Annotated in this window: 24 protein-coding genes and 1 pseudogene; 16 read left to right on the top strand and 9 right to left on the bottom strand. The window is 35.9% G+C overall.

The window, feature by feature from the left end:
* Positions 1 to 14: 14 nt before the first annotated feature.
* A complete protein-coding gene (gene pal / locus AC4CUY_RS13490; protein ID WP_004822680.1) occupies positions 15 to 584 on the top strand; it encodes a peptidoglycan-associated lipoprotein Pal in 570 nt (189 codons plus the stop codon).
* Positions 585 to 747: 163 nt separating this feature from the next.
* Here the strand turns inward: pal and AC4CUY_RS13495 are convergent, their stop codons facing one another.
* A complete protein-coding gene (locus AC4CUY_RS13495; RefSeq protein ID WP_490774259.1) occupies positions 748 to 1,353 on the bottom strand; it encodes an SMI1/KNR4 family protein in 606 nt (201 codons plus the stop codon).
* A 75-nt stretch (positions 1,354 to 1,428) separates the two neighbouring features.
* Complete coding sequence (locus tag AC4CUY_RS13500) at positions 1,429 to 1,614, bottom strand: NF038105 family protein (RefSeq protein WP_004724542.1); 186 nt, start codon at positions 1,612 to 1,614, stop codon at positions 1,429 to 1,431.
* 175 nt (positions 1,615 to 1,789) lie between these two features.
* Between AC4CUY_RS13500 and AC4CUY_RS13505 the strand changes: the two genes are divergently transcribed.
* The 5 genes from AC4CUY_RS13505 (at position 1,790) to AC4CUY_RS13525 (ending at position 5,142) form a co-directional block, all read left to right on the top strand.
* Positions 1,790 to 2,764 carry a class 1 fructose-bisphosphatase gene (locus AC4CUY_RS13505; RefSeq protein WP_004724544.1) on the top strand — a complete coding sequence of 325 codons (975 nt, stop codon included), beginning with the start codon at positions 1,790 to 1,792 and terminating at the stop codon, positions 2,762 to 2,764.
* 115 nt (positions 2,765 to 2,879) lie between these two features.
* Positions 2,880 to 3,656 (top strand): TrmH family RNA methyltransferase, encoded by a 777-nt coding sequence (locus tag AC4CUY_RS13510; protein WP_336954000.1) that lies wholly within the window; start codon positions 2,880 to 2,882, stop codon positions 3,654 to 3,656.
* A gap of 155 nt (positions 3,657 to 3,811) precedes the next feature.
* Positions 3,812 to 4,426, top strand: coding sequence for an RNA polymerase sigma factor (locus tag AC4CUY_RS13515; RefSeq protein ID WP_336954070.1), 615 nt, complete (start codon positions 3,812 to 3,814; stop codon positions 4,424 to 4,426).
* Positions 4,419 to 4,745: a hypothetical protein gene (locus AC4CUY_RS13520; RefSeq protein ID WP_336954001.1), complete on the top strand. Its 327-nt coding sequence runs from the start codon at positions 4,419 to 4,421 to the stop codon at positions 4,743 to 4,745. The genes AC4CUY_RS13515 and AC4CUY_RS13520 overlap by 8 nt, the downstream gene beginning before the upstream one ends.
* Positions 4,735 to 5,142 (top strand): DUF3106 domain-containing protein, encoded by a 408-nt coding sequence (locus AC4CUY_RS13525; RefSeq protein WP_336954003.1) that lies wholly within the window; start codon positions 4,735 to 4,737, stop codon positions 5,140 to 5,142. The genes AC4CUY_RS13520 and AC4CUY_RS13525 overlap by 11 nt, the downstream gene beginning before the upstream one ends.
* Before the next feature lie 341 nt (positions 5,143 to 5,483).
* Here AC4CUY_RS13525 and glnA read toward each other — a convergent pair whose 3' ends face one another.
* From glnA to AC4CUY_RS13545, 4 genes and pseudogenes are all read right to left on the bottom strand, one after another.
* Positions 5,484 to 6,899, bottom strand: coding sequence for a type I glutamate--ammonia ligase (gene glnA, locus AC4CUY_RS13530; protein WP_336954004.1), 1,416 nt, complete (start codon positions 6,897 to 6,899; stop codon positions 5,484 to 5,486).
* A gap of 433 nt (positions 6,900 to 7,332) precedes the next feature.
* Positions 7,333 to 7,866 carry a GTP-binding protein gene (locus tag AC4CUY_RS13535; protein WP_336954005.1) on the bottom strand — a complete coding sequence of 178 codons (534 nt, stop codon included), beginning with the start codon at positions 7,864 to 7,866 and terminating at the stop codon, positions 7,333 to 7,335.
* A 135-nt stretch (positions 7,867 to 8,001) separates the two neighbouring features.
* Positions 8,002 to 8,943, bottom strand: coding sequence for a hypothetical protein (locus AC4CUY_RS13540; RefSeq protein WP_336954006.1), 942 nt, complete (start codon positions 8,941 to 8,943; stop codon positions 8,002 to 8,004).
* A gap of 1,746 nt (positions 8,944 to 10,689) precedes the next feature.
* A pseudogene (locus tag AC4CUY_RS13545) lies at positions 10,690 to 10,825 on the bottom strand (IS3 family transposase); the annotation flags it as partial.
* Between the two features lie 169 nt (positions 10,826 to 10,994).
* Here AC4CUY_RS13545 and AC4CUY_RS13550 point away from each other — a divergent pair.
* Positions 10,995 to 11,378, top strand: coding sequence for an Imm41 family immunity protein (locus AC4CUY_RS13550; RefSeq protein ID WP_336954007.1), 384 nt, complete (start codon positions 10,995 to 10,997; stop codon positions 11,376 to 11,378).
* 313 nt (positions 11,379 to 11,691) lie between these two features.
* Here AC4CUY_RS13550 and AC4CUY_RS13555 read toward each other — a convergent pair whose 3' ends face one another.
* Positions 11,692 to 12,174, bottom strand: a complete 483-nt coding sequence (locus AC4CUY_RS13555) for a hemerythrin domain-containing protein (RefSeq protein ID WP_336954008.1) — start codon at positions 12,172 to 12,174, stop codon at positions 11,692 to 11,694.
* A gap of 395 nt (positions 12,175 to 12,569) precedes the next feature.
* Between AC4CUY_RS13555 and AC4CUY_RS13560 the strand changes: the two genes are divergently transcribed.
* From AC4CUY_RS13560 to AC4CUY_RS13600, 9 genes are all read left to right on the top strand, one after another.
* On the top strand, positions 12,570 to 13,148 hold the full coding sequence (locus AC4CUY_RS13560) for a TetR/AcrR family transcriptional regulator (RefSeq protein ID WP_336954010.1): 579 nt from the start codon (positions 12,570 to 12,572) through the stop codon (positions 13,146 to 13,148).
* Positions 13,145 to 14,050 carry a DMT family transporter gene (locus AC4CUY_RS13565; protein WP_490774260.1) on the top strand — a complete coding sequence of 302 codons (906 nt, stop codon included), beginning with the start codon at positions 13,145 to 13,147 and terminating at the stop codon, positions 14,048 to 14,050. Before AC4CUY_RS13560 ends, AC4CUY_RS13565 begins: the two co-directional genes overlap by 4 nt.
* Before the next feature lie 544 nt (positions 14,051 to 14,594).
* Positions 14,595 to 15,179 carry an anthranilate synthase component II gene (locus tag AC4CUY_RS13570; protein WP_004724599.1) on the top strand — a complete coding sequence of 195 codons (585 nt, stop codon included), beginning with the start codon at positions 14,595 to 14,597 and terminating at the stop codon, positions 15,177 to 15,179.
* 18 nt (positions 15,180 to 15,197) lie between these two features.
* Positions 15,198 to 16,244 (top strand): anthranilate phosphoribosyltransferase, encoded by a 1,047-nt coding sequence (trpD, locus tag AC4CUY_RS13575; RefSeq protein ID WP_004724601.1) that lies wholly within the window; start codon positions 15,198 to 15,200, stop codon positions 16,242 to 16,244.
* Positions 16,245 to 16,262: 18 nt separating this feature from the next.
* Positions 16,263 to 17,069, top strand: coding sequence for an indole-3-glycerol phosphate synthase TrpC (gene trpC / locus AC4CUY_RS13580; RefSeq protein WP_419336658.1), 807 nt, complete (start codon positions 16,263 to 16,265; stop codon positions 17,067 to 17,069).
* Between the two features lie 192 nt (positions 17,070 to 17,261).
* The gene (locus AC4CUY_RS13585; protein WP_419327842.1) at positions 17,262 to 17,963 is read left to right on the top strand and encodes a Smr/MutS family protein; all 702 of its coding nucleotides are present in this window, start codon (positions 17,262 to 17,264) and stop codon (positions 17,961 to 17,963) included.
* A 126-nt stretch (positions 17,964 to 18,089) separates the two neighbouring features.
* Entirely contained in the window at positions 18,090 to 18,638 is a 549-nt protein-coding gene (gene folE, locus AC4CUY_RS13590; RefSeq protein WP_171064926.1) for a GTP cyclohydrolase I FolE, read from the top strand.
* A gap of 76 nt (positions 18,639 to 18,714) precedes the next feature.
* Entirely contained in the window at positions 18,715 to 19,074 is a 360-nt protein-coding gene (locus tag AC4CUY_RS13595) for a cupin domain-containing protein (RefSeq protein WP_336954016.1), read from the top strand.
* Between the two features lie 158 nt (positions 19,075 to 19,232).
* Complete coding sequence (locus AC4CUY_RS13600; protein WP_490774261.1) at positions 19,233 to 19,979, top strand: hypothetical protein; 747 nt, start codon at positions 19,233 to 19,235, stop codon at positions 19,977 to 19,979.
* A 173-nt stretch (positions 19,980 to 20,152) separates the two neighbouring features.
* On the opposite strand, the gene AC4CUY_RS13605 is transcribed toward AC4CUY_RS13600, so the two are convergent.
* Both AC4CUY_RS13605 and eutC read right to left on the bottom strand, forming a co-directional pair.
* A complete protein-coding gene (locus AC4CUY_RS13605; protein ID WP_490774262.1) occupies positions 20,153 to 21,022 on the bottom strand; it encodes a metal-dependent hydrolase in 870 nt (289 codons plus the stop codon).
* 473 nt (positions 21,023 to 21,495) lie between these two features.
* Positions 21,496 to 22,311, bottom strand: a complete 816-nt coding sequence (eutC, locus tag AC4CUY_RS13610) for an ethanolamine ammonia-lyase subunit EutC (protein ID WP_336954019.1) — start codon at positions 22,309 to 22,311, stop codon at positions 21,496 to 21,498.
* Positions 22,312 to 22,314 lie beyond the last annotated feature (3 nt).

A 22,314-nucleotide genomic window follows, 5' to 3' on the forward strand; every position in this document is an offset into this window, starting at 1 on the left:
TACCGGAGATCAACATGAAGTCAATTCAATATCTAGCTTTACCCTTATTAGCAGCAAGCTTGGTGATGACAGGTTGTGCAAGCCGTAAACCTGCTGCCACTGTAGAATCAGGAACTAATCCAAATAGTGCGACTACAGTAAATACCAGTGGTTTAAGTGAAGATGCTGCTTTAAATGCACAAAACTTAAATGGTGCTTCATCTAAAGGCGTGACTGAAGCCAATAAAGCATTTTTAGCGAAACGTGTGGTACATTTTGATTATGACAGTAGTGATCTTTCCAATGATGACTACCAAACACTACAAGCACATGCGCAGTTCTTGATTGCCAATGCCAACTCTAAAGTGGCATTAACAGGTCATACAGATGAACGTGGTACGCGTGAGTACAACATGGCTTTAGGTGAGCGTCGTGCTAAAGCCGTTGAAAGCTACCTGATCACCAATGGTGTTAAAGCAAACCAATTAGAAGCGGTAAGCTACGGTAAAGAAATGCCAATCAATGCTGGTCATGATGAAGCTGCTTGGAAAGAAAACCGCCGTGTTGAAATCAACTACGAAGCCGTTCCTCCTCTTTTAAAATAATGCCAAAGTTGCATTATTAAAATAGCCCATAAAAAATGCCCAATTCAATTGGGCATTTTTTATTATAAGTTCTTCTTATTCAGCGCTTTCCCATTTCAAGATAAAGTCTTGATTTAGTAAAGTAAAATAAGAAACTGCTTAGCATGTTCAATGGTAATTTATATTAATAACGCCATTTCTTGAGTATTTGCTCATTAAATAACGCAATAAACCGTTCCTCTACCCATTCATCCACTTCATCTGGATGCGCTTCAGCAAAAAACTCAGACTGCACTAAAATCAAACAACCTTTAATATAGTCATCCACACAGTCCAGTATTCTACTTAAATAAGGCATGTCATCATGATCAAAGTAATAGATTTCTTTGCTGATATCATGAAAGCAAAACATATTGTCATTACCAAGATAATCACTAAATGTAATCAGATGAGGTAAAACTGCTAAATCAACCTGACTAAATTCAGGCACATATTGCGGCGCATTTGCCCAAATATCTTTTAAGTAGCCAATATCATCAAATTGCTGCAATTGTTCACCAATATCAGCAATCCCAAAGTGTTGATAGAAGATCTTTAAAGATTCAGGTAAGCGACAATTTAAACGCTGTTCAAGTTTTAAAATTTTCTCATCATCAATTGCAGGTGCAATCTCATCATTATTTAAATCAGCAAGAGATTCTAAAATTAGGTGAGTTTTAACATCCCACCCCGGTTCACCAATTTTATTAAACGGAATGATAATGTCTGTTTTGTGATCAATCTCTATCATGAAGATTTATTGTTCGGAATGAATATGAAATAAATAGAAAAAAGCGCTCATATCGCAATGAACGCTTTTTATTGATTAAGCCTTTGACTCATCTGGCTTGGGGCTTTGCATAGATTCAATCATGTCATGCTTATTGAATTCTTTGAATTCAGGCTTAGCTTCGTAATTCTTCCATGCTTCTTTCACTTTTTCAGCACTAATATCTTTTAAATCAATGCTTTCATTTGGAGTCGGAGTCGCTTCAAACTTTGTCGTTGTCATGTCAGTGCTCCTTTACGCTATTGTACGTATATTCAACATAACACTTTCTAAAATACTTTCAAGGGTAATTTCACGACAAATAACACAGGATAATTTCTATTTTGTGCTGAACTCATCTAAAATAGCCTCCATTATTTGGTTTGTAAAAATTTATCGCTTTTGGAGCACCTCTGATATGTCATATCGCACCCTATCCCAATATTTAGAACAACAACAAGGGAACTTAACATCTGAACTTGCCAATGTAATTGAAACAATTGCAAATACCTGCAAAACCATTGATCAGGCTTTACAGAAAGGTGCTTTAGCTGGTGTCTTGGGGAGTGCACAACATGAAAATGTACAAGGTGAAGAGCAAAAAAAACTTGATGTGATTTCAAATGATTATTTGATTGATGCTTTAAAAGCCAATCCAAATGTAGGTGGACTCGCATCTGAAGAATTAGATGAATTTACCCCAGCTCAAGAAAATGGCAAATATTTGGTTTTATTTGATCCATTAGATGGTTCAAGCAATATTGACATTAATATGTGTGTAGGAACAATTTTTTCTATCCTTCCTGCTCAAAATGCCGTAACGCAAGCTGAAGACTTCATGCAAGCAGGTATTCAACAAGTTTCAGCAGGTTATGTGCTTTATGGCCCATCGACAATGATGGCTTTGACCGTTGGCGCGGGTGTTGTATTTTTTACTTACGACCCTGAAGAAAAGCAATTCTTGCTCACTTCTGAAAATATTCAAGTTGCTGCAGATACCAAAGAGTTTGCGATTAACTCATCAAACCAACGTCATTGGGAAGCGCCTGTAAAACGTTATATCGATGAACTACAAGCGGGTAAAACATCTATACGTGAAAAAGATTTCAATATGCGTTGGGTGGCGTGTATGGTGGGTGATATTCATCGTATTTTATGTCGTAGCGGTATTTTCTTATATCCATACGATACTAAAGATCCTAAAAAAGCAGGTCGTCTACGTTTAATGTATGAAGCCAACCCAATGAGTATGTTAATGGAACAAGCTGGCGGCGCATCGACTACTGGTCGTACACGTATTTTAGAGATTCAACCGACTGAGTTACATCAACGTGTTCCTGTTATCATTGGTTCTAAGAATGAAGTTGAGCTTGTTACCAGCTACCACAACTAATTCTTCTCTTTTCTTTTCTTACTCTCTATTTAGGGAGTAACGCCAGCTAGGGTCTGTTGCAATTTCTTTATAGAATGATCACAGACCCTACTTAATTTTTTGGACGTACTCTCCCATGCCTACAATTTTCCTTGAATCAAAAGATAATCCCAAAATTAAACATCTCAGAGGTTTAATTGAACAAAATACTTACCGTAAAAAACAAGGACAAACTGTACTTGAGGGAACGCACCTTACGCTTGCATGGTTAGAAAAAGGTCGAAAAATTAATTCAATTTTCACCACTGAACATGCCTTAGATCATGAAGATTTAGGTAGTATCCTTGACCAATATCAAGGTATTGTGTTTGTGGTCGGTGAATCTTTATACAAGGATTTAAGTACCCTTGGAACCAGCCTTGCATGTCTAGCCATTGTGGATTTACCGAGTTCAACTCAGGCACTGAACTTTACTGAAGACACGCTAATTCTTGAAAATGTCCAAGACCCAGGCAATGTAGGTACATTACTCAGATCAGCGGCCGCTGCGGGTATTGAACAAATTGTCTGTACCAAAGGTTCCGCATCATTATGGTCACCACGGGTATTACGTGCTGGTATGGGGGCTCATTTTTCATTACAAACTTATGAAAACGTGATCCTTGAAGACTTACTCAAGCAATTTAAAATTCCTGTGTATGTCACCAGTTCACATCAGGCAGAGAGTCTTTACACTAAAAACCTACGCAAACAATGTGTTTGGATTTTAGGTAACGAAGGTCAAGGCGTTTCAGATTTCGCCCTTAAACGCGCAGAAGCCGTATCTATTCCACAACCTGGTGGTCAAGAATCACTCAATGTTGCCGTTGCTGGATCGATTTGTTTCTTTGAAATGGTTAGACAACGACTATAAGGTTAATTTATTTTAAATATTGCCCGTTATTGGAAAAAATCATTTAAACTGAAAAAAATAATTGATTTACATGTCAACCCAAACCATTTTTTTAACGTTATATAGGTATGAAGTTAAAATAATGGTGGGTACCCATGACGGGATTTTCCATCTCTATGGACTTAGCACCAAAGAAGTCACAGTCTGAAACAGCAAGTGCTCAAACGAGTACGAGTGAACAGCGCCTGCGTTTTTTCATGCAGGACGTGACGGGTCGTGCCTTAGTGATGATGGAAAATGCAACCCAAGGTCACAATGGGATTGCGATGGATTTGGTCCAGGAAGCGTTTATTTCCTTACATAAAGCTTATGCAGATAAATCTACTGAAGAATGGTATCCACTGTTCTATACAATTTTAAATAACAAATTACAAGATTGGCGACGTAAGGAAGCACGACGTGCTTCTCCATTTTCGTTATTTCGAAAAATTGATTTAGATTCTGATGATGAAGAGGCAATGGAAATTGTGGATGAATCCACACCCAATCCACTTCAATTTCTAGATCAAGATGTCACCGTTGAGGAAATTCAAGAAGCCATTAGCCGCCTCCCGGTACGCCAGCAACAAGCATTTATGTTACGCGCTTGGGAAGGATTTGATACTCAAACCACTGCATCTATTATGAACTGTACAGAAGGTAGTGTAAAAACTCATTATCACAGAGCTATTCAAGGACTAAGAACTTCGCTCTCACATTTAAATCCGTATGGAGGTTCATCACATGAATAATGATGATTTCACCAAACAAGTGACGGCAAAATTGGATGAGGTTGCACGTAATCACCGCAATAAAGCAGTGGTGATGAATAATGTGCTTGACCATATTCAAGACAAGCAAACGTCACGTTTTGGTCACTGGAAAATGACAGGCTTTGCACTTGCTGCAGCTATTACTGGTTTTGTTGTGATTCCAAACGCTTTTGATATATCACCAGAATCGCAAGCCCCACAACAAGTGGTTATTAGTCCTAAACTTTCACCCCAAATGATGGAAGATTTAGATATGTTGTCTGTATTTGGTGAGGATAAAAATTCTCATGGCAGCTAGAAAATTAGCTTTGGCATTTTGTGCTATTGGTTTTCTACAAACAAGTTTTGCTGGATTTGAACGTTTTTGGATATTTTCTAAAGATGCAACTAGTCAAGTTAACGAAACATGGGATGCCCTTTCTGAGGAAGAACAAAAGGCATTGATTAAGCGCTATCAAAATTTAAAAGAAATTCCCACTGATCAAAGTGCAGCACTGCAACAGCGCATGGATTGGTTTACTCAGCTTCCTGAACAAGAAAAACAAAAAATGCGTGAAGTATGGCAGCAAATGAGTACATCTGAACGTAATGAGATGCGCAAAAAAATGCAAAAAGCATCGACCACTGATGAGCGCAATGAAATTCGTGAACAATATATGGTGAAGTATCAACAAAGTATAACGGGTTCACATTAAGCATTCTTTTTTATATTTTATTCATCGCCAGTTAAAGTTTAACTGGCTTTTTACCCTTTAAAATCCTCCTCAATCTCTGAAAAGAGAGGCATCACCTTCGCAAATTTATTCAAACTTTCTAAGCAAATATGGCATTGCAAACTTTTTATAATCAAATAATTTAATTTCTTCACCAATTGATTTAATTAAAAAAATATTCATTAAGAGAAATTATATTCTTATGTATGTGTTTTTAACAGGTTGACTATTATCTGTTTACTAAAAACACTCCTATTTCTAATTTTCAGGCATAAAAAAACCTGCACAAGGCAGGTTTTTCATCACTTAAATTCGAAAACGAATTACAAGCTATAGTACATATCAAATTCAACTGGGTGAGTCGTTGTATTTAAACGACGTACATCTTCAGTTTTAAGTTCGATGTATGCATCCAACATTTCTTTTGTGAATACACCACCTTTAAGAAGGAACTCATGATCCGCTTGAAGTGCTTCAAGGGCCATATCAAGACTATGTGCAACTGTTGGGATTTTAGCTTCTTCTTCAGGAGGAAGATCATATAAGTTTTTATCAGCTGCTTCCCCTGGGTGGATCTTGTTTTGAATACCATCAAGACCAGCCATCAATAATGCCGCAAAACCTAAGTATGGGTTCATCATTGGATCTGGGAAACGTGCTTCAATACGTTTACCTTTAGGGCTAGAAACGTATGGAATACGAATCGAAGCAGAACGGTTACGTGCAGAATAAGCAAGCATAATTGGAGCTTCGAAGTGAGGAACCAAACGCTTATACGAGTTAGTAGAAGGGTTTGTGATCGCATTCAATGCACGAGCATGCTTGATGATACCACCGATAAAGTAAAGCGCCATTTCTGAAAGACCAGCATATTCATCACCAGCAAACAAGTTCTTGCCATCTTTAGAGATAGACATATGAACATGCATACCTGAACCGTTATCACCAACCATTGGTTTAGGCATAAACGTCGCAGTTTTTGCATATTGATGCGCAACGTTCCAAACAGCATATTTGAACTGTTGAACTTCGTCAGCTTTACGCACCATAGTATTGAAGCTTACACCAATTTCTAATTGGCAAGATGCAACTTCGTGATGGTGTACTTCTACACGGCCAGGGCCCATGATATCTTCAATACGAGCACACATTTCTGCACGCATATCTTGTGAAGAATCTACTGGAGGAACTGGGAAGTAACCACCTTTAACACGAGGACGGTGACCTGAGTTACCTGCTTCGTAGTCTTTACCTGTAGACCAAGCAGCCTCTTCAGCGATTAATGTATGGCGAGCGCCAGACATATCGATGTCCCATTTAACTTCATCAAAAACGAAGAATTCTGGCTCTGGACCAAAGAATGCAGTATCACCAATACCTGTTGATTTTAGGTATTCTTCCGCACGACGAGCAATCGAACGTGGATCACGGTCATAACCTTGACCAGTAGACGGTTCAATAACATCACAAGTAACGACGATGGTTGCTTCAGCAAAGAACGGATCAAGGAAAGCAGTTTCAGGATCTGGACGTAAAATCATGTCAGATGCTTCAATGCCTTTCCAACCAGCAATTGAAGAACCATCAAACATTTTACCATCTTCAAAAGTATCTTCATCGATAGTATCTGATGGGTAGCTTACGTGCTGCTCTTTACCCTTAGTATCAGTAAAGCGAAAATCGACCCATTTTGCGCCACTTTCTTGTATGAGTTGAAGGACCTTGTTCGCCATGCTCATTTTGCTCCAATGAATTTTTGTTGCACTTGTGAAGTGCGTGTTAGTAGTTGGTATTTATATAGCAAGTAGCATACCAACTTTTAAAATAATTGCTAAAATATTGAATTTCTTATCAGAAAATAAGCTTAGCAATACTTAAATTCCGTCTATTATACTGAGTGCAAATAGAATTGCACCATATTCAAACATACTTCTCATTTTAAAATTATTACGCACAATTTAAACGCACTATTTTCGTGCAAACTAAATAAAATGTTTTATCTTGGTGCTTATATTGCGCGAACAACGCTTTTTATCGACTATTTTTTAAGATGATGACAATTTTTTATTTCAAAAGCATTAAAATAAGGCATATAAGGTAGCAATACGCCTTTAACATTTATCTATATCTCCCTCTATACAGCGATGTAATTATATTAACTACGATCTACAATTAGCCAAATTCTACTTCAGCTCTTGCAATGAGTGCTTCAACCATTACCAATACATCATCTTTTTTTCTGGCATCCACCGCAAAAATTGGCATGGTTAATTGATTTAATTGCATCCAATCTTTATAAGGTTTTAACAGATATTGAGGATTTTCATCTATATGGGTTATACCAACCACAATATTGTTTAAATGTTCCTTAAAACTTTGAAAATAAAATTTTAAATCTTCAAGTGCATCTTTTTGCGTATGGTCAATCAGCACAACTGCTCCGATTGCACCTTTACATATCACTGACCAAACAAAATCAAAGCGATTCTGCCCTGGCGTTCCATATAATCCAACAATAACGCCTTCATCTAATTTAATTTCACCATAGTCAATCCCGACAGTGGTCAATGCCTTATTATGTGCTTGCTCATCTGTATTTTGTGCTTCTGTAGATAAGACTGAAATTTCAGATAATGATTTTATTGCTTCTGTTTTACCTGCGCCCATTTTACCGCCAAAAACAATTTTATACTTTTGTAAGATCACATCATCACCTATTTTTAAACTGATCACGGCATCATATAAACTGGTTATACATTTACTTATCGTGTCAGTATAAACAAACTTGATTAAAAGGTTAATTTTTAGAAGCCTTATTGGGTTCTCATACTCTTTACACAGTTAAAGCCCTAATTTTTTTCTTAACTTACCAAAAAAGCCACCTAAAATGCCTGAAGATGGTTTTTCTTCAGTAAGTAATTTTGCATCTTCCACTGCTATTTTTTTCAACGCATTGGTCATTATGCCAATTGAAACAAATTTAGCTAATTGCGCTTTGCTATAGCCTGTTTTCTGAGCCACCTGAGCAATACTTGCCCCCAATTCAAAACACGCTGCAATTTTAAAAACCATTTGGCGTTCATTTTGATGATTCGGTTGTGGCCAATCTACGAGTTTATAATAATCACTAGAACTGATTTGAATATTTACATCATCTGAATACCACAATAAATTCCATAACCATGATTTTAGCTCTACCCCTTGGAAAATACTGACAGACTGCGCCATTTGCATAGTGGCATAAGTAAAATTTAAAGAAACATCCGTCCCTTGAACTTTTCGTAGCGCGTCTACCCAAACTTGTTGTGTACGAATATTGACTAATGCGATGTTGCCTTTTGAGTCGAATACTTGAACGTTACCATTCCGTTCATTAGAAAGCTCAGCTACCACCTTGTTTAAATCAGCTTTTTTTGAAATTTGATTGACAATTTTGACGGTTTTTTCACTGACAGGTACGTGTAAATAACGGTCTTTAAACCATTTTCGAATGTCATCTGAAGCTGAAAAAGGTAGATATAGTTTATCTCCTTCGATTTGCCCTGATTTTTCGTTCTTATTAATCAGACGCAAGTATGGGACTTTCTTAACACCAATCAAATTCTGAATTGTTGGCGAACTAAAAAACATATCATTCACAAGAAGAATATCTAAATGAGGATCAGCAATATTCGCCCAACTTACTTGAAGTGAGTCATCATACATAGATCGTATCTTTTGCTTAATTGCATCAAGCACATTTAAACTTAAACCGAATATAGCGATTTTTACTTCTTCTTTCATTTAGCCCTCACGGCCTCATATAAAGTGTGAACAGTTTATCATTTTTATTAAAAAATAAAATATAAAACACTATAGATGCGGTAAAAAATATCTACAAATTTAATATACTATTAAGCGTATAAATTACAAGAATAGTTATTAAAAACATTTGCAGTAATCACGAAACTCAAGCAGTCAAGATAATATATAGTATTAAATTTCAACAACTTAATTTAAAAATAGCTAAAAAATTGACGTCACGGGTTAGAAAAAATTCCGATCATTTTTAATAAAACTTAAAATTTTATTTAAAAATATTAATTACATTTGTATATTAATATCGGACTCATGCATAAATTGTGTTTTAATAAGTTAACCTTATTTCTTAAGCTACCCCATTTCCAAAAAGAGCAGTTAAATGAATATCAATGCATTCAGCAGCACCAACATATCTCACACTATTTAACGGGTGAATAAAGCCTAGACTCGTTAGGGCTTCAGTCGTTGTAATTGCTTGAATTGCTAGATTTTCAATATAATCATGATTATTATTATTTTTAATATCAGATTGATCAGAAATATAATCAGTGTTAGTCGGATTGGAAGCGTGTAAATACTAGATTTATAAATACTGTTAAGATTTGAATGTGACGATGCAGTTATGGCTGCATGAATTTGATTAGATACAAATAACAACATTAAAGCACCTGTTATATTTTCACTTATTTACCTTTTTATAATTTTGCTCTTACCTTATTTTTAATAAATAATTGAAAATAATATGTTTGAATATTTCAACTTTAGAAAATATCAATTAAATCTTCTTCAATCAATTAAAAATTTTCTATAATTTAACAATATATGACAAACAGAGAATTTTCAAATTTTTAAGTATTAAAATGAGTAAAATAAACTTAATCAAATTTAAGAAATAGGTTTTAAGCATAGTTATAAAAAAGTATATAGCTAATCAGTAAATCTTATATATTGAACTTTATCGATTTTCATATACTAATTATAATGAGCATCTTTAAAATTTAGTAGTAAAAAGATGTCTAATCACCCTTTAAAACTATTTTCTTTTTAACTTGTCAGCGTATCAACCTTACCCTATACGTCCTGAAAGCTAAAATTTATGCGTCTTTACATTAATTAAGATTGAATGCGAAAAATAGCCATCACGTGGGCTTTTTTCTATAAGTTGACCGAATTTTCAAGCACTAACTGTTCATCTTTCCTAATCTTCAACAACAATTTAACATTTATGAATTGTCATAGGCTGATATAAAAAACCCACCTTTCAGTGGGTTCTCGGAGATAAAGCATGAAGTGTGTGAGTCATACACATATATACTATAGCTGAATTTCATAGGTAGAAATCAAAAACAAATACGTTATAACGTAACAAAATAATTCCCTAAAATTAATTCAGAGTCTCTGTAAATGCGAAACTATAATTGCTGATAAATAATGATTCGACCAATCGAGAGAACTGATCAGAAATAATCTAAACCTAACACGATGACCAATAAAATAGAAGAGAGAATCAAATAGGTATTAATAGTATTAAAGCTCTTAAGATAATTTAACATTCGTCATTTCCCATAAGAATTTAATAAAATACTACATAGATGACTGAATCAAAAAAGCTTAAGAAAAGAAAAATAGACAAAAAAACACTCAATGAAATTGTTCACTGCACTTATGAAACATTAAATCTGTTTGGATTCATTTAATCTTGTATAATTGAGAGGTGACACATTCCCAGTACTGATATGCGGCAACCAGTGTTACATATTTGGCTTTATTGTACCAATTTGAAAGAGTTTGCATGAATATACCAAGCTGTCTTGCTATTCCTGAAGCATTGCCCTCATTTTTTCGATTAATTTTATGGTTTCAGCTTAAACTCCGCTGTATAAAACTTTTGTTTTGCTTATGGTAAACTCCTGATAAGTGTGTTTAGCTTATCAAGTTAAAGTCTTTATTTTTTAACAAAACACATCATTATTGTATAGATTCGCATAAATCATATTATATTAATTTTAGAAAAAGTTTAAAGAACATAAATTATGAATGTAAAAATAATTATACTGCGCAATTTTCCTAATAATGACTTTTATGATAAATTATCATTTATAGGAATGTTGCATGAAGAAAAAATATGGGATATGGAGGAATATTGGCTTTTAGAATGGGGGATTTATAATCTTAAAAAAAATTCATCTGAAAAATTAGATTGGGAAGTTTTTAGGATTTATAGCTTTATTATGCTTTCCCTAAGCTCTCATTTAGATAAGAATGACTCCTTTAAAATAAGGAGTTTGGAACTAGCATTAATTTATGAATTTAGGGAAAGAATTCAACTAGTATTTGAGGGTTATTTCTCCCAAATAATGCCAAGGCAAAGCATTTTTGAAAAAACTAATCCTTTACTTGCTTTTACTTCAACATAATCAGTGTTAAATGAAACGTCCCTCACTTAAAGGATCATGCTTTACTCAATCTTTCAAGATCAGGTACATGTTCATAAGTTGTAAATCAAAAATTTATGTAAATCCAAGTGATTTCAAAGATCGAAAGTGATCTATGAGCCGAGATAAGCTGTCTAAGAAATTAATTTACTAAAAATTGGACGATTAAAGTTTATTAAATCTATTTCTAAACTGCCTATGTACCCGTGAACCGAAGCAACTGAGAAAAGAGCTAAACCAATTAATTTGATTTTTCATTTTCAAATCTGCCCTATCTAAATTTAATACGTTCAAATCATTGGTTTACTAAACTCATTTTGTCTTTATCAATATATTTATCGTATTCATGTTGATACTTTTTCGCTAAGCTTACTTTATCATCATCTTTTAAAATTTTGCCAGATTGCTGGAAAAATTTATGCTCTTCTTCATCTAAATGATGATGTACCAGCTTACGTAGCTGTTTTGCTATACGTAACCAACTGGGGTTATTGAATTCATTTTCAGTCAGTTGTTCAAGTAGCTCATCTATTTCATGATGCTCAGACAAAGCATGCCTTGTTATATTTAAACCTGCATCTGTCATCATAAGAGGTATGTAAAAATACCTGTCTTCAGCCACAGCATGTGCAAATAATTCATTTTTTAATAATGAAAAATAATGTTTTCTTTCTTCTGAGTTACCAGTGGTTTCAATTAACTTATCAGATAACTCTCTTTGTTTTTCATGACTAAATTTTAAGACATCAAATATGGTGAGTTGCTTACTATGGCTCATACTTTTATCCTATTGATGGAAAAATTAATTTCATATTCAATCTTAATGGATAAACTTATATTTATTATTTGATTCTTGTTTCAATAGTATTTTAATTGTAATTACTAATTATATAGTATGATCTATAAAATTTAAAAATCAATTAAAAAAACATCGACTTAAGGCTTTATTCTGCTCATCATTCAAAGTACTACACTCATTGTATGTTCAAACAGTATCAATGAGCCATAGCGTGATTTCGTTACCCTACCCTAATTCTAATTTTAAGAGTTTAGAGCAAGCCTGCCTTAAAAACCGCTTCGCTCTGCTCCCTAGGTCATATTCCCAAAATAAAAATGTTGAAATTAATTGCGACAAGTTTATATTAGGTATATCGGTCTACCTAATTTTTTAATATGAAAACTAAATCTGCTAAAGAAAAAATCTTAGAAGCTGCAGCTACATTGTTTTATAACGATGGAATTGCTAACACAGGAATAAATACAATTACTGATAGGGCTGGTGTTGCGAAAATGTCACTGTATAACAACTTCCCAACTAAATCCGCTCTAATCTCTTCATACGTTGAATTTAGGCATCAAGAATGGCTGGATCTGTATCAGAAAAGGAATGCTCAAGCTAAATCTCCCCTCGAAAGTATTTTAGCTGTTTTCGATGCATATCAAGATCACGCTGAGTTTGCTTATGAAAAAGGATTTAGAGGATGTGGATTACTGAATGCAGCTGCTGAATTTCCTGCTAATAGTGTTGAAAGAAAGGCAATAAAATCACATAAAGATGAAATTGAAAATATTATTTTAAATCAACTCTCACTGCTTATTTCAAATCACGAAAAAGCTCATGAAATAGCATTAATGTTTTCTTTTATTTTAGAGGGTTCAATTGCGAGAGCTGGTTTGGAAGGTTCTAGTCAAAAAATTAAAGCAGCCAAAAAAATTGTAATTAGCATTCTAGAACAAGAGGCCATTCAATGAATCATTCAATTTCGAATTCTTCTAGTTATGGTTTTATTGCAGTTCTTTTAGCGGCATTTCTTTGGGGAACTACAGGTACAATAGCTACTTTTGCCCCAAATCTTAGTCCTCTTGCTATTGGTGCAGCAGCAATGGGCGGTGGTGGCCTTTTACAGGCAATTTTAGCTCGAAAGAACATTAAAAATAACATAACTCAGATAAATTCTAATTTAATCATTCTTTTCATAGGTGTCATTTCTGTTTTCATTTACCCATTAGCATTTTATTCTTCAATGCATCTAGCGGGAATTACAGTCGGGACAGTCGTTTCGATTGGCACAGCACCACTATTTACAGCTCTTTTAGAAAGATTTTTTGATCATAAAAAGCTTTCTATTAAGTGGTTTATTTGTTTTGTGTTGGGTATTAGTGGTGTAATTTTATTATCAATTGGAGAAAGTCATTCATCGATTTCGTCAAAACAGATTACAAATGATAGACAAATTCTAGGAATATTTTTAGGAGCTCTGGCAGGACTTACCTATGCGTTATATTCTTGGATTGCCAAAAAACTGATAGATAGAGGTATAGATTCAAAAGCCTCTATGGGCCTAATATTTGGTATTGGATCTCTATTTTTACTGCCAACATTATTTTTTACTGGTGCAAATTTGTTTGAGGAAAATATAAATATTTATGTGGTTGGCTATATGATGCTCATTCCAATGTTTTTAGGTTATGTCTTATTCGGATATGGATTAAAAACTGTCCCAGCAAGTAAAGCGATTACCTTAACGTTATTTGAGCCATTAGTTGCTGCCATATTAGCTATTGTTTTAGTTGGGGAAAAATTGGCACCCATTGGTTGGATTGGCATGATTTTTATTTCATTGTGCTTAGCGCTTCTTTCTAAAACTAAGTAGCCCTCAATCTAAGAGCCATGCTTCATCTAATTTTTCTTTATCAATTCGCTCTGTATCAGCTCGTTTCGTTCTGCCACTTTTGTATATCTCTTTATGTAATCAGTGATCAGCCAGCTGAATCGAATGATTTGCCAAGTGAAGTGGTTAATAGTTTGGGAGAAGTGGTGTAAATCAAACTAAACAATGTATATGGACTGAATATCTGGATGGTAAAGAAGGAAGGTTAATGGAAATTGATCGTCGTGTCCGAGAAAAGGTTTTTATTGATTACTTGGATATGGTCGCAAAAAGTTCTACTCTGAAATTAAGCAAGTAAATATCAAACAACCCAATCGAATTTCGGAAAAGATGTGTTCGGATATGACTCCTATGCAAAGTAAAAAGTGGAAGAATTTAAACAAGAATCTGATATCATAGCCTGCACCTAGCAGGCTTTTTTTATTTTGTGCTGTAACTAGGTACTTTTTTCAAAATGGGTAACCTAATGGGTATCCAAATTCATCAAACAAAATAAATTGATAAATTTCTATAGGTTAATATCAATATGCTTCTAATGATCGATAATTACGATAGCTTTACGTATAACATTGTCCAATATTTTGGCGAGTTAAACCAAGACGTTAAAGTTGTTCGCAATGATGCCGTGACCTTAGAGGATATCGAACGATGGCAACCAAAGTACTTAGTGATTGGTCCCGGTCCTTGCTCACCATCTGAAGCAGGAATTTCTATCCCTGCAATTCAGCATTTTGCAGGAAAAATTCCAACACTCGGTGTATGCCTAGGTCACCAAGCGATTGGTCAGGCTTTTGGCGGCGAAATTGTGCGTGCCAAAACAGTGATGCATGGTCGTTTATCTGACATGTACCATAGTGACCAAGGGATCTTCAGCAACTTACCTTCTCCATTTTCAGCAACACGTTATCATTCACTTGTGATTGATCAAGCCAGTGTGCCTGAATGTCTTGAAGTCACTTGCTGGACCAATGAAGCAGATGGCTCTATTGAAGAAATTATGGGTGTCAAACATAAGACATTGCCAATTGAAGGCGTGCAGTTCCATCCAGAATCCATTCTGAGTCAACATGGTCATCAGATCTTTAAAAACTTTTTAGAAATTTATGCTTAATGTGTGTAGTACAAGATAATGAATATTCAACAAGCTTTAAATAACATCACTAAAAATATCGAACTCACTCAACCTCAAATGGAAGAAGTGATGCGGACCATCATGCGTGGTGAAGCCACAGATGCCCAAATTGGTGCATTTATGATGGGACTTCGTTTAAAAGGTGAAAGTATTGACGAAATCACCGCTGCAGCACGTGTAATGCGTGAGTTTGCAATTAAAATTGATGTGGGTGATATCCCGCATTTAATTGATATTGTTGGTACGGGTGGTGATGGACAGAACCTATTTAACGTCTCTACTGCCTCTTCATTTGTTATTGCGGCAGCAGGTGCAACTATTGCAAAACATGGAAATCGTGGTGTTTCCTCTAAATCAGGCTCGTCTGATCTTTTAGAACAGGCCGGGATTAACCTTGATTTAAATATGCACCAGACAGAACGATGCATCCGTGAAATGGGGGTTGGTTTCTTATTTGCCCCAAATCATCACAAAGCAATGAAATATGCTGCTGGTCCACGTAAAGAATTGGGATTCCGCAGTATTTTTAATCTCCTTGGCCCGCTTACGAATCCGGCTGGGGTACGACGCTATGTGATTGGTGTATTTTCTACAGAATTGTGCCGTCCTTTAGCGGAAGTTCTAAAACAATTGGGTGCTGAACATGTCATGGTAGTTCATTCAAAAGATGGATTAGATGAAATCAGTTTAGCTTCATCAACCTATGTTGCCGAACTAAAAAATGGTGAAATCACGGAATGGATGATTCAACCTGAAGATGTAGATATTGAGTCTCAGACCTTAACTGGTCTTTCTGTTGATAGTGCTGCTGAGAGCCTAGCATTAATCAAAGATGCGCTCGGTAAGAAGAAATCAGCAAAAGGTGAAAAAGCAGCCAGTATGCTGGCATTAAATGCAGGTGCTGGAATCTATGTTTCAGGTCTGACCAAGAGTTATAAACAAGGTGTCGCTTTAGCACATGATATTATCTATGGTGGGCAAGCTTTAGAAAAAATGGGCATTTTGTCTGAATTTACCAAAACACTCAAAGAGTATGAAGCTTAAGGATTAGAGGACGTTATCATGGTGGATATTGCCAATACAATGTTGGGTAAAATTGTTGATCGTAAATACGAAGAATTTGCTCAACGTTTAAAACAACGTAGTTTAAACGATGTAGAAGCGCTTGCCCAAGCTGCAACACCTGTGCGAGGTTTTGCAAAATCTTTATACAGTAAACGCCCAGGTGTGATTGCTGAAATTAAGAAAGCCTCACCATCAAAAGGAATAATTCGTGAAAATTTTAACCCTGCTGAAATTGCTCAACAATACCAGCAAGCTGGTGCAGCCTGCTTATCTGTTTTAACAGATTTAGATTTCTTTCAAGGTGCTGATGAAAATATTCAGATCGCACGTAGTCACTGTGAATTGCCTGCGCTACGTAAAGATTTTCTGATTAATCCTTACGGCGTTATCGAAGCGCGTGCTTTACATGCCGACTGTATTTTATTGATTGTGGCTTGTTTGTCAGATCAACAACTTGAAGAAATGTCAAAGACCGCATTTGAGCAGAACCTTGATGTTTTGGTCGAAGTTCATGATGAAGCAGAACTAGAACGTGCATTGCAACTTTCAGAGCATTGTTTACTGGGTGTAAATAACCGTAATTTAAAGACCTTTGATGTCGATTTAAATACCTCATTGCGCTTGAAGAAGTTACTACCACCTTCACGTTTACTGATTACTGAAAGTGGTATTGCAACACCAGATGATGTGCGCATGATGCAAGAACACGATATTCATTCGTTCCTTGTGGGTGAAAGCTTTATGAAACAACCACGCCCTGATCATGCATTTAATGCTTTGTTTGGTCTGCCTGAAACAGTGTAATTAAAAGTCAAAGGGTGAGTTCGCTCACCCTGTTTTCATATTTCTCCCACTCCCCCTATAAATTTTTCAACTCCCAACATTCAGGTCATGATCAAAGCAGATATAACTGTGTGAATTCAATTCAGTTCAAATTTGACAAGATTCAGACTATACTGAGCGCCTAATACCGTCCATTTACTGTTTTTTGCAATTATGAGTAAATCTGATTCCACATTCTCTAAATCACAGCTTGATTTATTAAAACAATTCAAAAAACAAATCACTCCTCCTCACTCTTCAAAAGTTGCAGTGCAACCTGAAAGTAAGAATGCCCAAGTAACAGTACCTGAGGAGTTAGATGATGCTGATTTGTTTAAAACCGCACTTGGCGGTGTAACCAAACTTGATAACGGCAATATTGCCAAAATCGAGCGTAGTGATTTGCGCAAAAAACCTGATGCAAAAACCCTTGCCAAACGCGCGGCGGCTGAAGGTGCATTTGAAATTAATGATGCAGAATTGTCAGATACTCAAGCGATTTTAAATCCTGTTGCAAGTCAGGCGGCTTTAAGCTATCGCATCGCAACACTACAACATAAAGTTTTTGAAGACTTAAAAGCTGGTAATCTACGCTGGTTTGAAGCTGTTGATTTACATGGTTGTACTGTTGAAGAAGCGCGCTCTGCTGTATTGCAAATCATACAAATGGCAAAAGATGAAAACCAAAATGTCATTAAAATTGTCCATGGCAAAGGCCCAGAAGCCATACTCAAAACTTATGTGAACGGCTGGCTTCGTCAACATCGTGATGTTTTAGCTTTTGTAAGTGCTCCTGAAAAACAAGGTGGCACAGGCGCAGTTTTAGTTTTACTGAAACGTGCTGAAAGAAATCCAAAATTAAATGGAAATCCATGATCATTCGTTTTAAATGATCAAAACTCTCATAAGTGTCGGTTTATCTTGTAATTAGAAAATATTATTCATTTTTCTGATACAATGCCGTCCTTGTTCAAACCGTATAAGTGAACACGTTTTATGTCTATGCAGCAATCCTACGCGAATATTTTAACTGCCGTTGGCGAGGACTTAGACCGTCCTGGTCTGAAAGATACGCCTATGCGTGCGGCTAAAGCTTTTTCGTACTTGACGTCTGGCTATAGCAAAACGCTAGAAGAAGTGACCAATAATGCGGTCTTCCCTTCTGATAATGATGAAATGGTCTTGGTAAAGAATATTGAATTTTATTCTTTATGTGAGCATCATTTATTGCCTTTTCATGGTCGTGTACATATTGCCTATCTCCCTTCTGGCAATGTTTTAGGACTGTCTAAATTTGCCCGTATCACAGAAATGTTTGCTCGCCGTTTACAAATTCAAGAACAGTTGACCAAACAAATCGCAGATGCCGTGGCTGAAGTTACCCAAGCACGTGGTGTTGCTGTGGTCATTGATTCAGCGCACATGTGTATGATGATGCGTGGTGTCAGTAAACAAGAATCGACCACACGTACTGTGTCATTTGTTGGTGATTTTAAAACAGATAAAGAAGCACGTCGTGAATTTTTATCTGCCGTGCCTGAAGCACATTAAGACGGATCATTCAGTAAGCAATATAAATATCAAAGCCTCATTTTATTGAGGCTTTATTTTACGATAGGGTTTTACAATGTCTTTAATTTGGTTGGCAGGTCATGGTTTAACGCACAGTGAAACCAGTATCGACTATCCTCGTGCAGAACGGTTGGTTAAAGGAAATCCCAAACGACTCACGCAAAGTTTGTATGAACATCCCAATATGAATTGTGGTATTTGGCAATGCGAGGTTGGTGCATGGGATATTCAATTTGCAGACAATAAACAGGAATTTTTTCAGCTAATTGAAGGTATTGTTCGTTTGCACGATAAAAACACCTCATCATTTGTAGAAATTAAAGCTGGTGAAGCAGGAATTATCCCGCCTTCATTTATCGGTACATTTGAAGTTATTGAGGTAGTTAAAAAATATTTTGTTGTGGTTGAAGTTTGAGTCAGTAAAACTGGTGACTTTTTTTGATGATCAGTGCGTTCAAATATAAGCTTTTTTATATTTTTTGCTTTCCTATAACTTATATTTGTAAAACATTCGCTTATTGTCCACTTAAAACTATATGATTTAAATTATCTTAGCCTTATGCCATATTTTAAATGAAAAATTTACTGATCTTTATTTCAGCGTTAACTGCCACTAGCGCCTTTGCCGACAATCTAAATGCCAACGAATTAAAAGATGTGCAAAGTGTCATTAAATTATTTAAAAATAAAAATATCACCGCGATTTCAAATAACATTACCTATCCCTTACATCGTGAAGAACCCATCCCAAGTATTGCCAATGCAACCCAGATGAAACAACGCTTTAACCAAGTGTTTGATACTCAACTTATTCAAGAGATCGCCAACTCAAAACCATCACAATGGAAAAGTATGGGTTGGCGTGGTGTGATGCTCAATGGTGGCACACTATGGTTAGATGGTCATAAAATTAAAGCCATTAACTACAGTAGTGATGCTGAACAAAAATATAAAGCACAGCTGATTTCACAACAAAAAAATCAATTACATTCATCACTTAAAAATTTTAAAACACCTGAATTACAGTTTAAAACAGCCAAATTTCAAGTGCGTATAGATGCCATGCCCAATGGTAAATACCGTTATGCATCTTGGGGAACAAAACAGTCGCAAGCGACAAAACCTGATCTGATTTTAAATCAAGGTCGTGTTGAAATGGATGGTTCAGGCGGCGATCATCACTACATTTTTAACAGTGGTACATATCAATATGTAGTTTATCGTAATGTTTTAGGTACAAGTGAAACACCAGATGTCACATTAGAAGTCACTCAAAAAGGCAAAAAGATCCTTTCTCAAGCAGGCAAATTATTTAAATAGTTTGTATCAATGATTGAGCTGAATCATTTTTCTCAAGTTTTTTTAATTCATAAGATTTAAAGCTTATCGAGCAAATCACCATAATGAAATGAACTGCTCGATAAGCTGTTCAAAATCATGTGCTGTGCGATATATCACAAACACACAGCCAATCCTTTAAATATGATATTTGATTATTTTTTTTCAGCCAATTGATAAATCAATTGCTCCATTTGTTGCATGTATTGACGATTCTCATGGTCCCACGGATGGAAGTTTGGACGGAAATAATCGATATAATTTCCCAATTGCTTTCTTAATACGCCTATACCGCCAAAGGTATAATGATAGGTCTTTTTCCAGCTGGATAAATCGCTTAACTTCCCTTCTCCTTTAACAATGGTCAAAAATACAGGAATCACTAAGCCCCAGAACACAATCGTTGCGACCACCAATCCAAAACTACGAACAGCATAGGCATAAGGACCATGCCCCATTGCAGTATTCCATACATCAAAAGCTACAGCTTTATGTTCGGTTTCTTCAAAAGCATGCCAACGCCAAATATTGGCATAATGTTCTTCAGCGCCTTCAAATAACTCAGGTGTGCGTAATACAGAATCTGCCAATAAAGCGGTAAAATGTTCTAATGCAATTGTTCCACTGAGCCAAAAATATGCAGGTAAATGCTGTTTAAGCAGACCAAAAAACTCTAAAACCAATGCTTCAAATTTTGGTGCAATCGGTGAGCGTGCAAATAAGGCTTGGTTATATTCTTCATGCTCACGTCCATGCATCGCTTCTTGACCAATAAAAGCCGTCACTGCTTTTTGTAATTCAGGGTCTTGGACTAAATCACGATGTGCCCTTACCGCATCAATAAAGAAACGCTCTCCAATCGGCAAGACGATAGAAAACGTATTTAGCAATGCGGTAAAAATTGGACCTGCGGCGGTATGCCAATCTGCGATTCGCTCCGCAGGTAAGTTAAATCTGACATCACGGCGAATAGGTAATGGCTCATGATATACACTCGATTTAATAAATTTTTTTAAAATGCCCATGGTTGATCCTGCCTCTGGCTGATTATCATTTTTTTAATTTAGCTGGTGCGCTTATTAGAATTTTACTTAACTGGGTATAATTCCATAGGTCATTTCGACTCATTTACATGTCATTGCATCTCTTTTTTTCTGATATTTCGATCGAATAAGTCTCTCGAAGTATGTCGATATATGCTTGCGATACCATCAACAGCATGATCTAAATTGTGTAAAAAGTGGATCGTCCAAATGCCTTTTTCTGTTCAAAAATAGACTTTGCTAAAATGCCACATCAAGCATATTTAATAAAAATACTGAGTTATAACGTGGATTAGTTATGCAACATTTAAGTGAGATGCTTGCCATTATTCAGTTTATTTTTCTAAATTTGGCCATGTCCAAGAAGCTCACTCTTGAATAAATTTGTGCATTAAGAAAGCCATGCCTTATAAAACTAAAACATTGCTTTCCTGAAGGTATAAAGAATTTAACAATTAAAATAATAATTTTTTTAGATGCTCATCGCTTTGTAATGGAACCACATGGTCATCTTTTAAATCTACACCCGAAAGTTGTAATTTGAATGAATTACGCATCAATGCCATTAAACGCTGTGTGGCAATTTGAATACTCAGCCCCGCAGGTCTTACATTGGAAATACAGTTTCGGCTGGAATCCAAACAACCTTTTCTCGCTTTCCACGTATAATAGATACCCATACTATCAGGTGAACTTAAACCAGGCCGTTCACCAATTAACATAATTAGCAACGGCGCATTAAAACTTTGTGCCACTTCATCACCTAATGCCACACGGCTACCTGTCGCAATCACAATAGGGGCAAGTTTCCAACCCTCAGTATCAATATGTTCACGTAAAGAATTGATATAAGCAATCGCATTCTCCTCTATTGCTCGCGCAGATAAGCCATCACCAACCACGATACATACATCACATTGCTGTGGGTGCTGCTGCACATAAGTCTTGAGCTGAGTTTGAGCCTGTTCCGATAACTCACGTCCCAAATCGGGACGTTTTAAATATACTTCTTTGTCAGTTGCTTTACTTTCCACAATGAGACTTTCAAATTTTAAATCTCTAAGCCGAGCTTGCATGTTTTCAGTATCTAATTGGTGAAAAACAGCATCTTTGGCCTGTGCGTGAGAGAGTTGAAACTTAAGCAATTCTTGGGTTGGAATGCTACATCCTACTCTTCCCATCGCAATTCGGGCATCAGTATATTGTTTTAACTTATGCCAAGGATCTTCGTGAAAACCATTTGGAAAAGTTTCAAGTTTTGAGAGCTTCATGAT

The sequence above is a fragment of the Acinetobacter sp. 778_lipA genome, from assembly GCF_058242985.1.

Coding starts and splice junctions, on each gene's coding strand:
- pal (WP_004822680.1), top strand. CDS start 15: ATGAAGTCAATTCAATATCTAGCTTTACCCTTATTAGCAGCAAGCTTG.
- AC4CUY_RS13495 (WP_490774259.1), bottom strand. CDS start 1,353: ATGATAGAGATTGATCACAAAACAGACATTATCATTCCGTTTAATAAA.
- AC4CUY_RS13500 (WP_004724542.1), bottom strand. CDS start 1,614: ATGACAACGACAAAGTTTGAAGCGACTCCGACTCCAAATGAAAGCATT.
- AC4CUY_RS13505 (WP_004724544.1), top strand. CDS start 1,790: ATGTCATATCGCACCCTATCCCAATATTTAGAACAACAACAAGGGAAC.
- AC4CUY_RS13510 (WP_336954000.1), top strand. CDS start 2,880: ATGCCTACAATTTTCCTTGAATCAAAAGATAATCCCAAAATTAAACAT.
- AC4CUY_RS13515 (WP_336954070.1), top strand. CDS start 3,812: ATGGACTTAGCACCAAAGAAGTCACAGTCTGAAACAGCAAGTGCTCAA.
- AC4CUY_RS13520 (WP_336954001.1), top strand. CDS start 4,419: ATGAATAATGATGATTTCACCAAACAAGTGACGGCAAAATTGGATGAG.
- AC4CUY_RS13525 (WP_336954003.1), top strand. CDS start 4,735: ATGGCAGCTAGAAAATTAGCTTTGGCATTTTGTGCTATTGGTTTTCTA.
- glnA (WP_336954004.1), bottom strand. CDS start 6,899: ATGAGCATGGCGAACAAGGTCCTTCAACTCATACAAGAAAGTGGCGCA.
- AC4CUY_RS13540 (WP_336954006.1), bottom strand. CDS start 8,943: ATGAAAGAAGAAGTAAAAATCGCTATATTCGGTTTAAGTTTAAATGTG.
- AC4CUY_RS13550 (WP_336954007.1), top strand. CDS start 10,995: ATGAATGTAAAAATAATTATACTGCGCAATTTTCCTAATAATGACTTT.
- AC4CUY_RS13555 (WP_336954008.1), bottom strand. CDS start 12,174: ATGAGCCATAGTAAGCAACTCACCATATTTGATGTCTTAAAATTTAGT.
- AC4CUY_RS13560 (WP_336954010.1), top strand. CDS start 12,570: ATGAAAACTAAATCTGCTAAAGAAAAAATCTTAGAAGCTGCAGCTACA.
- AC4CUY_RS13565 (WP_490774260.1), top strand. CDS start 13,145: ATGAATCATTCAATTTCGAATTCTTCTAGTTATGGTTTTATTGCAGTT.
- AC4CUY_RS13570 (WP_004724599.1), top strand. CDS start 14,595: ATGCTTCTAATGATCGATAATTACGATAGCTTTACGTATAACATTGTC.
- trpD (WP_004724601.1), top strand. CDS start 15,198: ATGAATATTCAACAAGCTTTAAATAACATCACTAAAAATATCGAACTC.
- trpC (WP_419336658.1), top strand. CDS start 16,263: ATGGTGGATATTGCCAATACAATGTTGGGTAAAATTGTTGATCGTAAA.
- AC4CUY_RS13585 (WP_419327842.1), top strand. CDS start 17,262: ATGAGTAAATCTGATTCCACATTCTCTAAATCACAGCTTGATTTATTA.
- folE (WP_171064926.1), top strand. CDS start 18,090: ATGCAGCAATCCTACGCGAATATTTTAACTGCCGTTGGCGAGGACTTA.
- AC4CUY_RS13595 (WP_336954016.1), top strand. CDS start 18,715: ATGTCTTTAATTTGGTTGGCAGGTCATGGTTTAACGCACAGTGAAACC.
- AC4CUY_RS13600 (WP_490774261.1), top strand. CDS start 19,233: ATGAAAAATTTACTGATCTTTATTTCAGCGTTAACTGCCACTAGCGCC.
- AC4CUY_RS13605 (WP_490774262.1), bottom strand. CDS start 21,022: ATGGGCATTTTAAAAAAATTTATTAAATCGAGTGTATATCATGAGCCA.
- eutC (WP_336954019.1), bottom strand. CDS start 22,311: ATGAAGCTCTCAAAACTTGAAACTTTTCCAAATGGTTTTCACGAAGAT.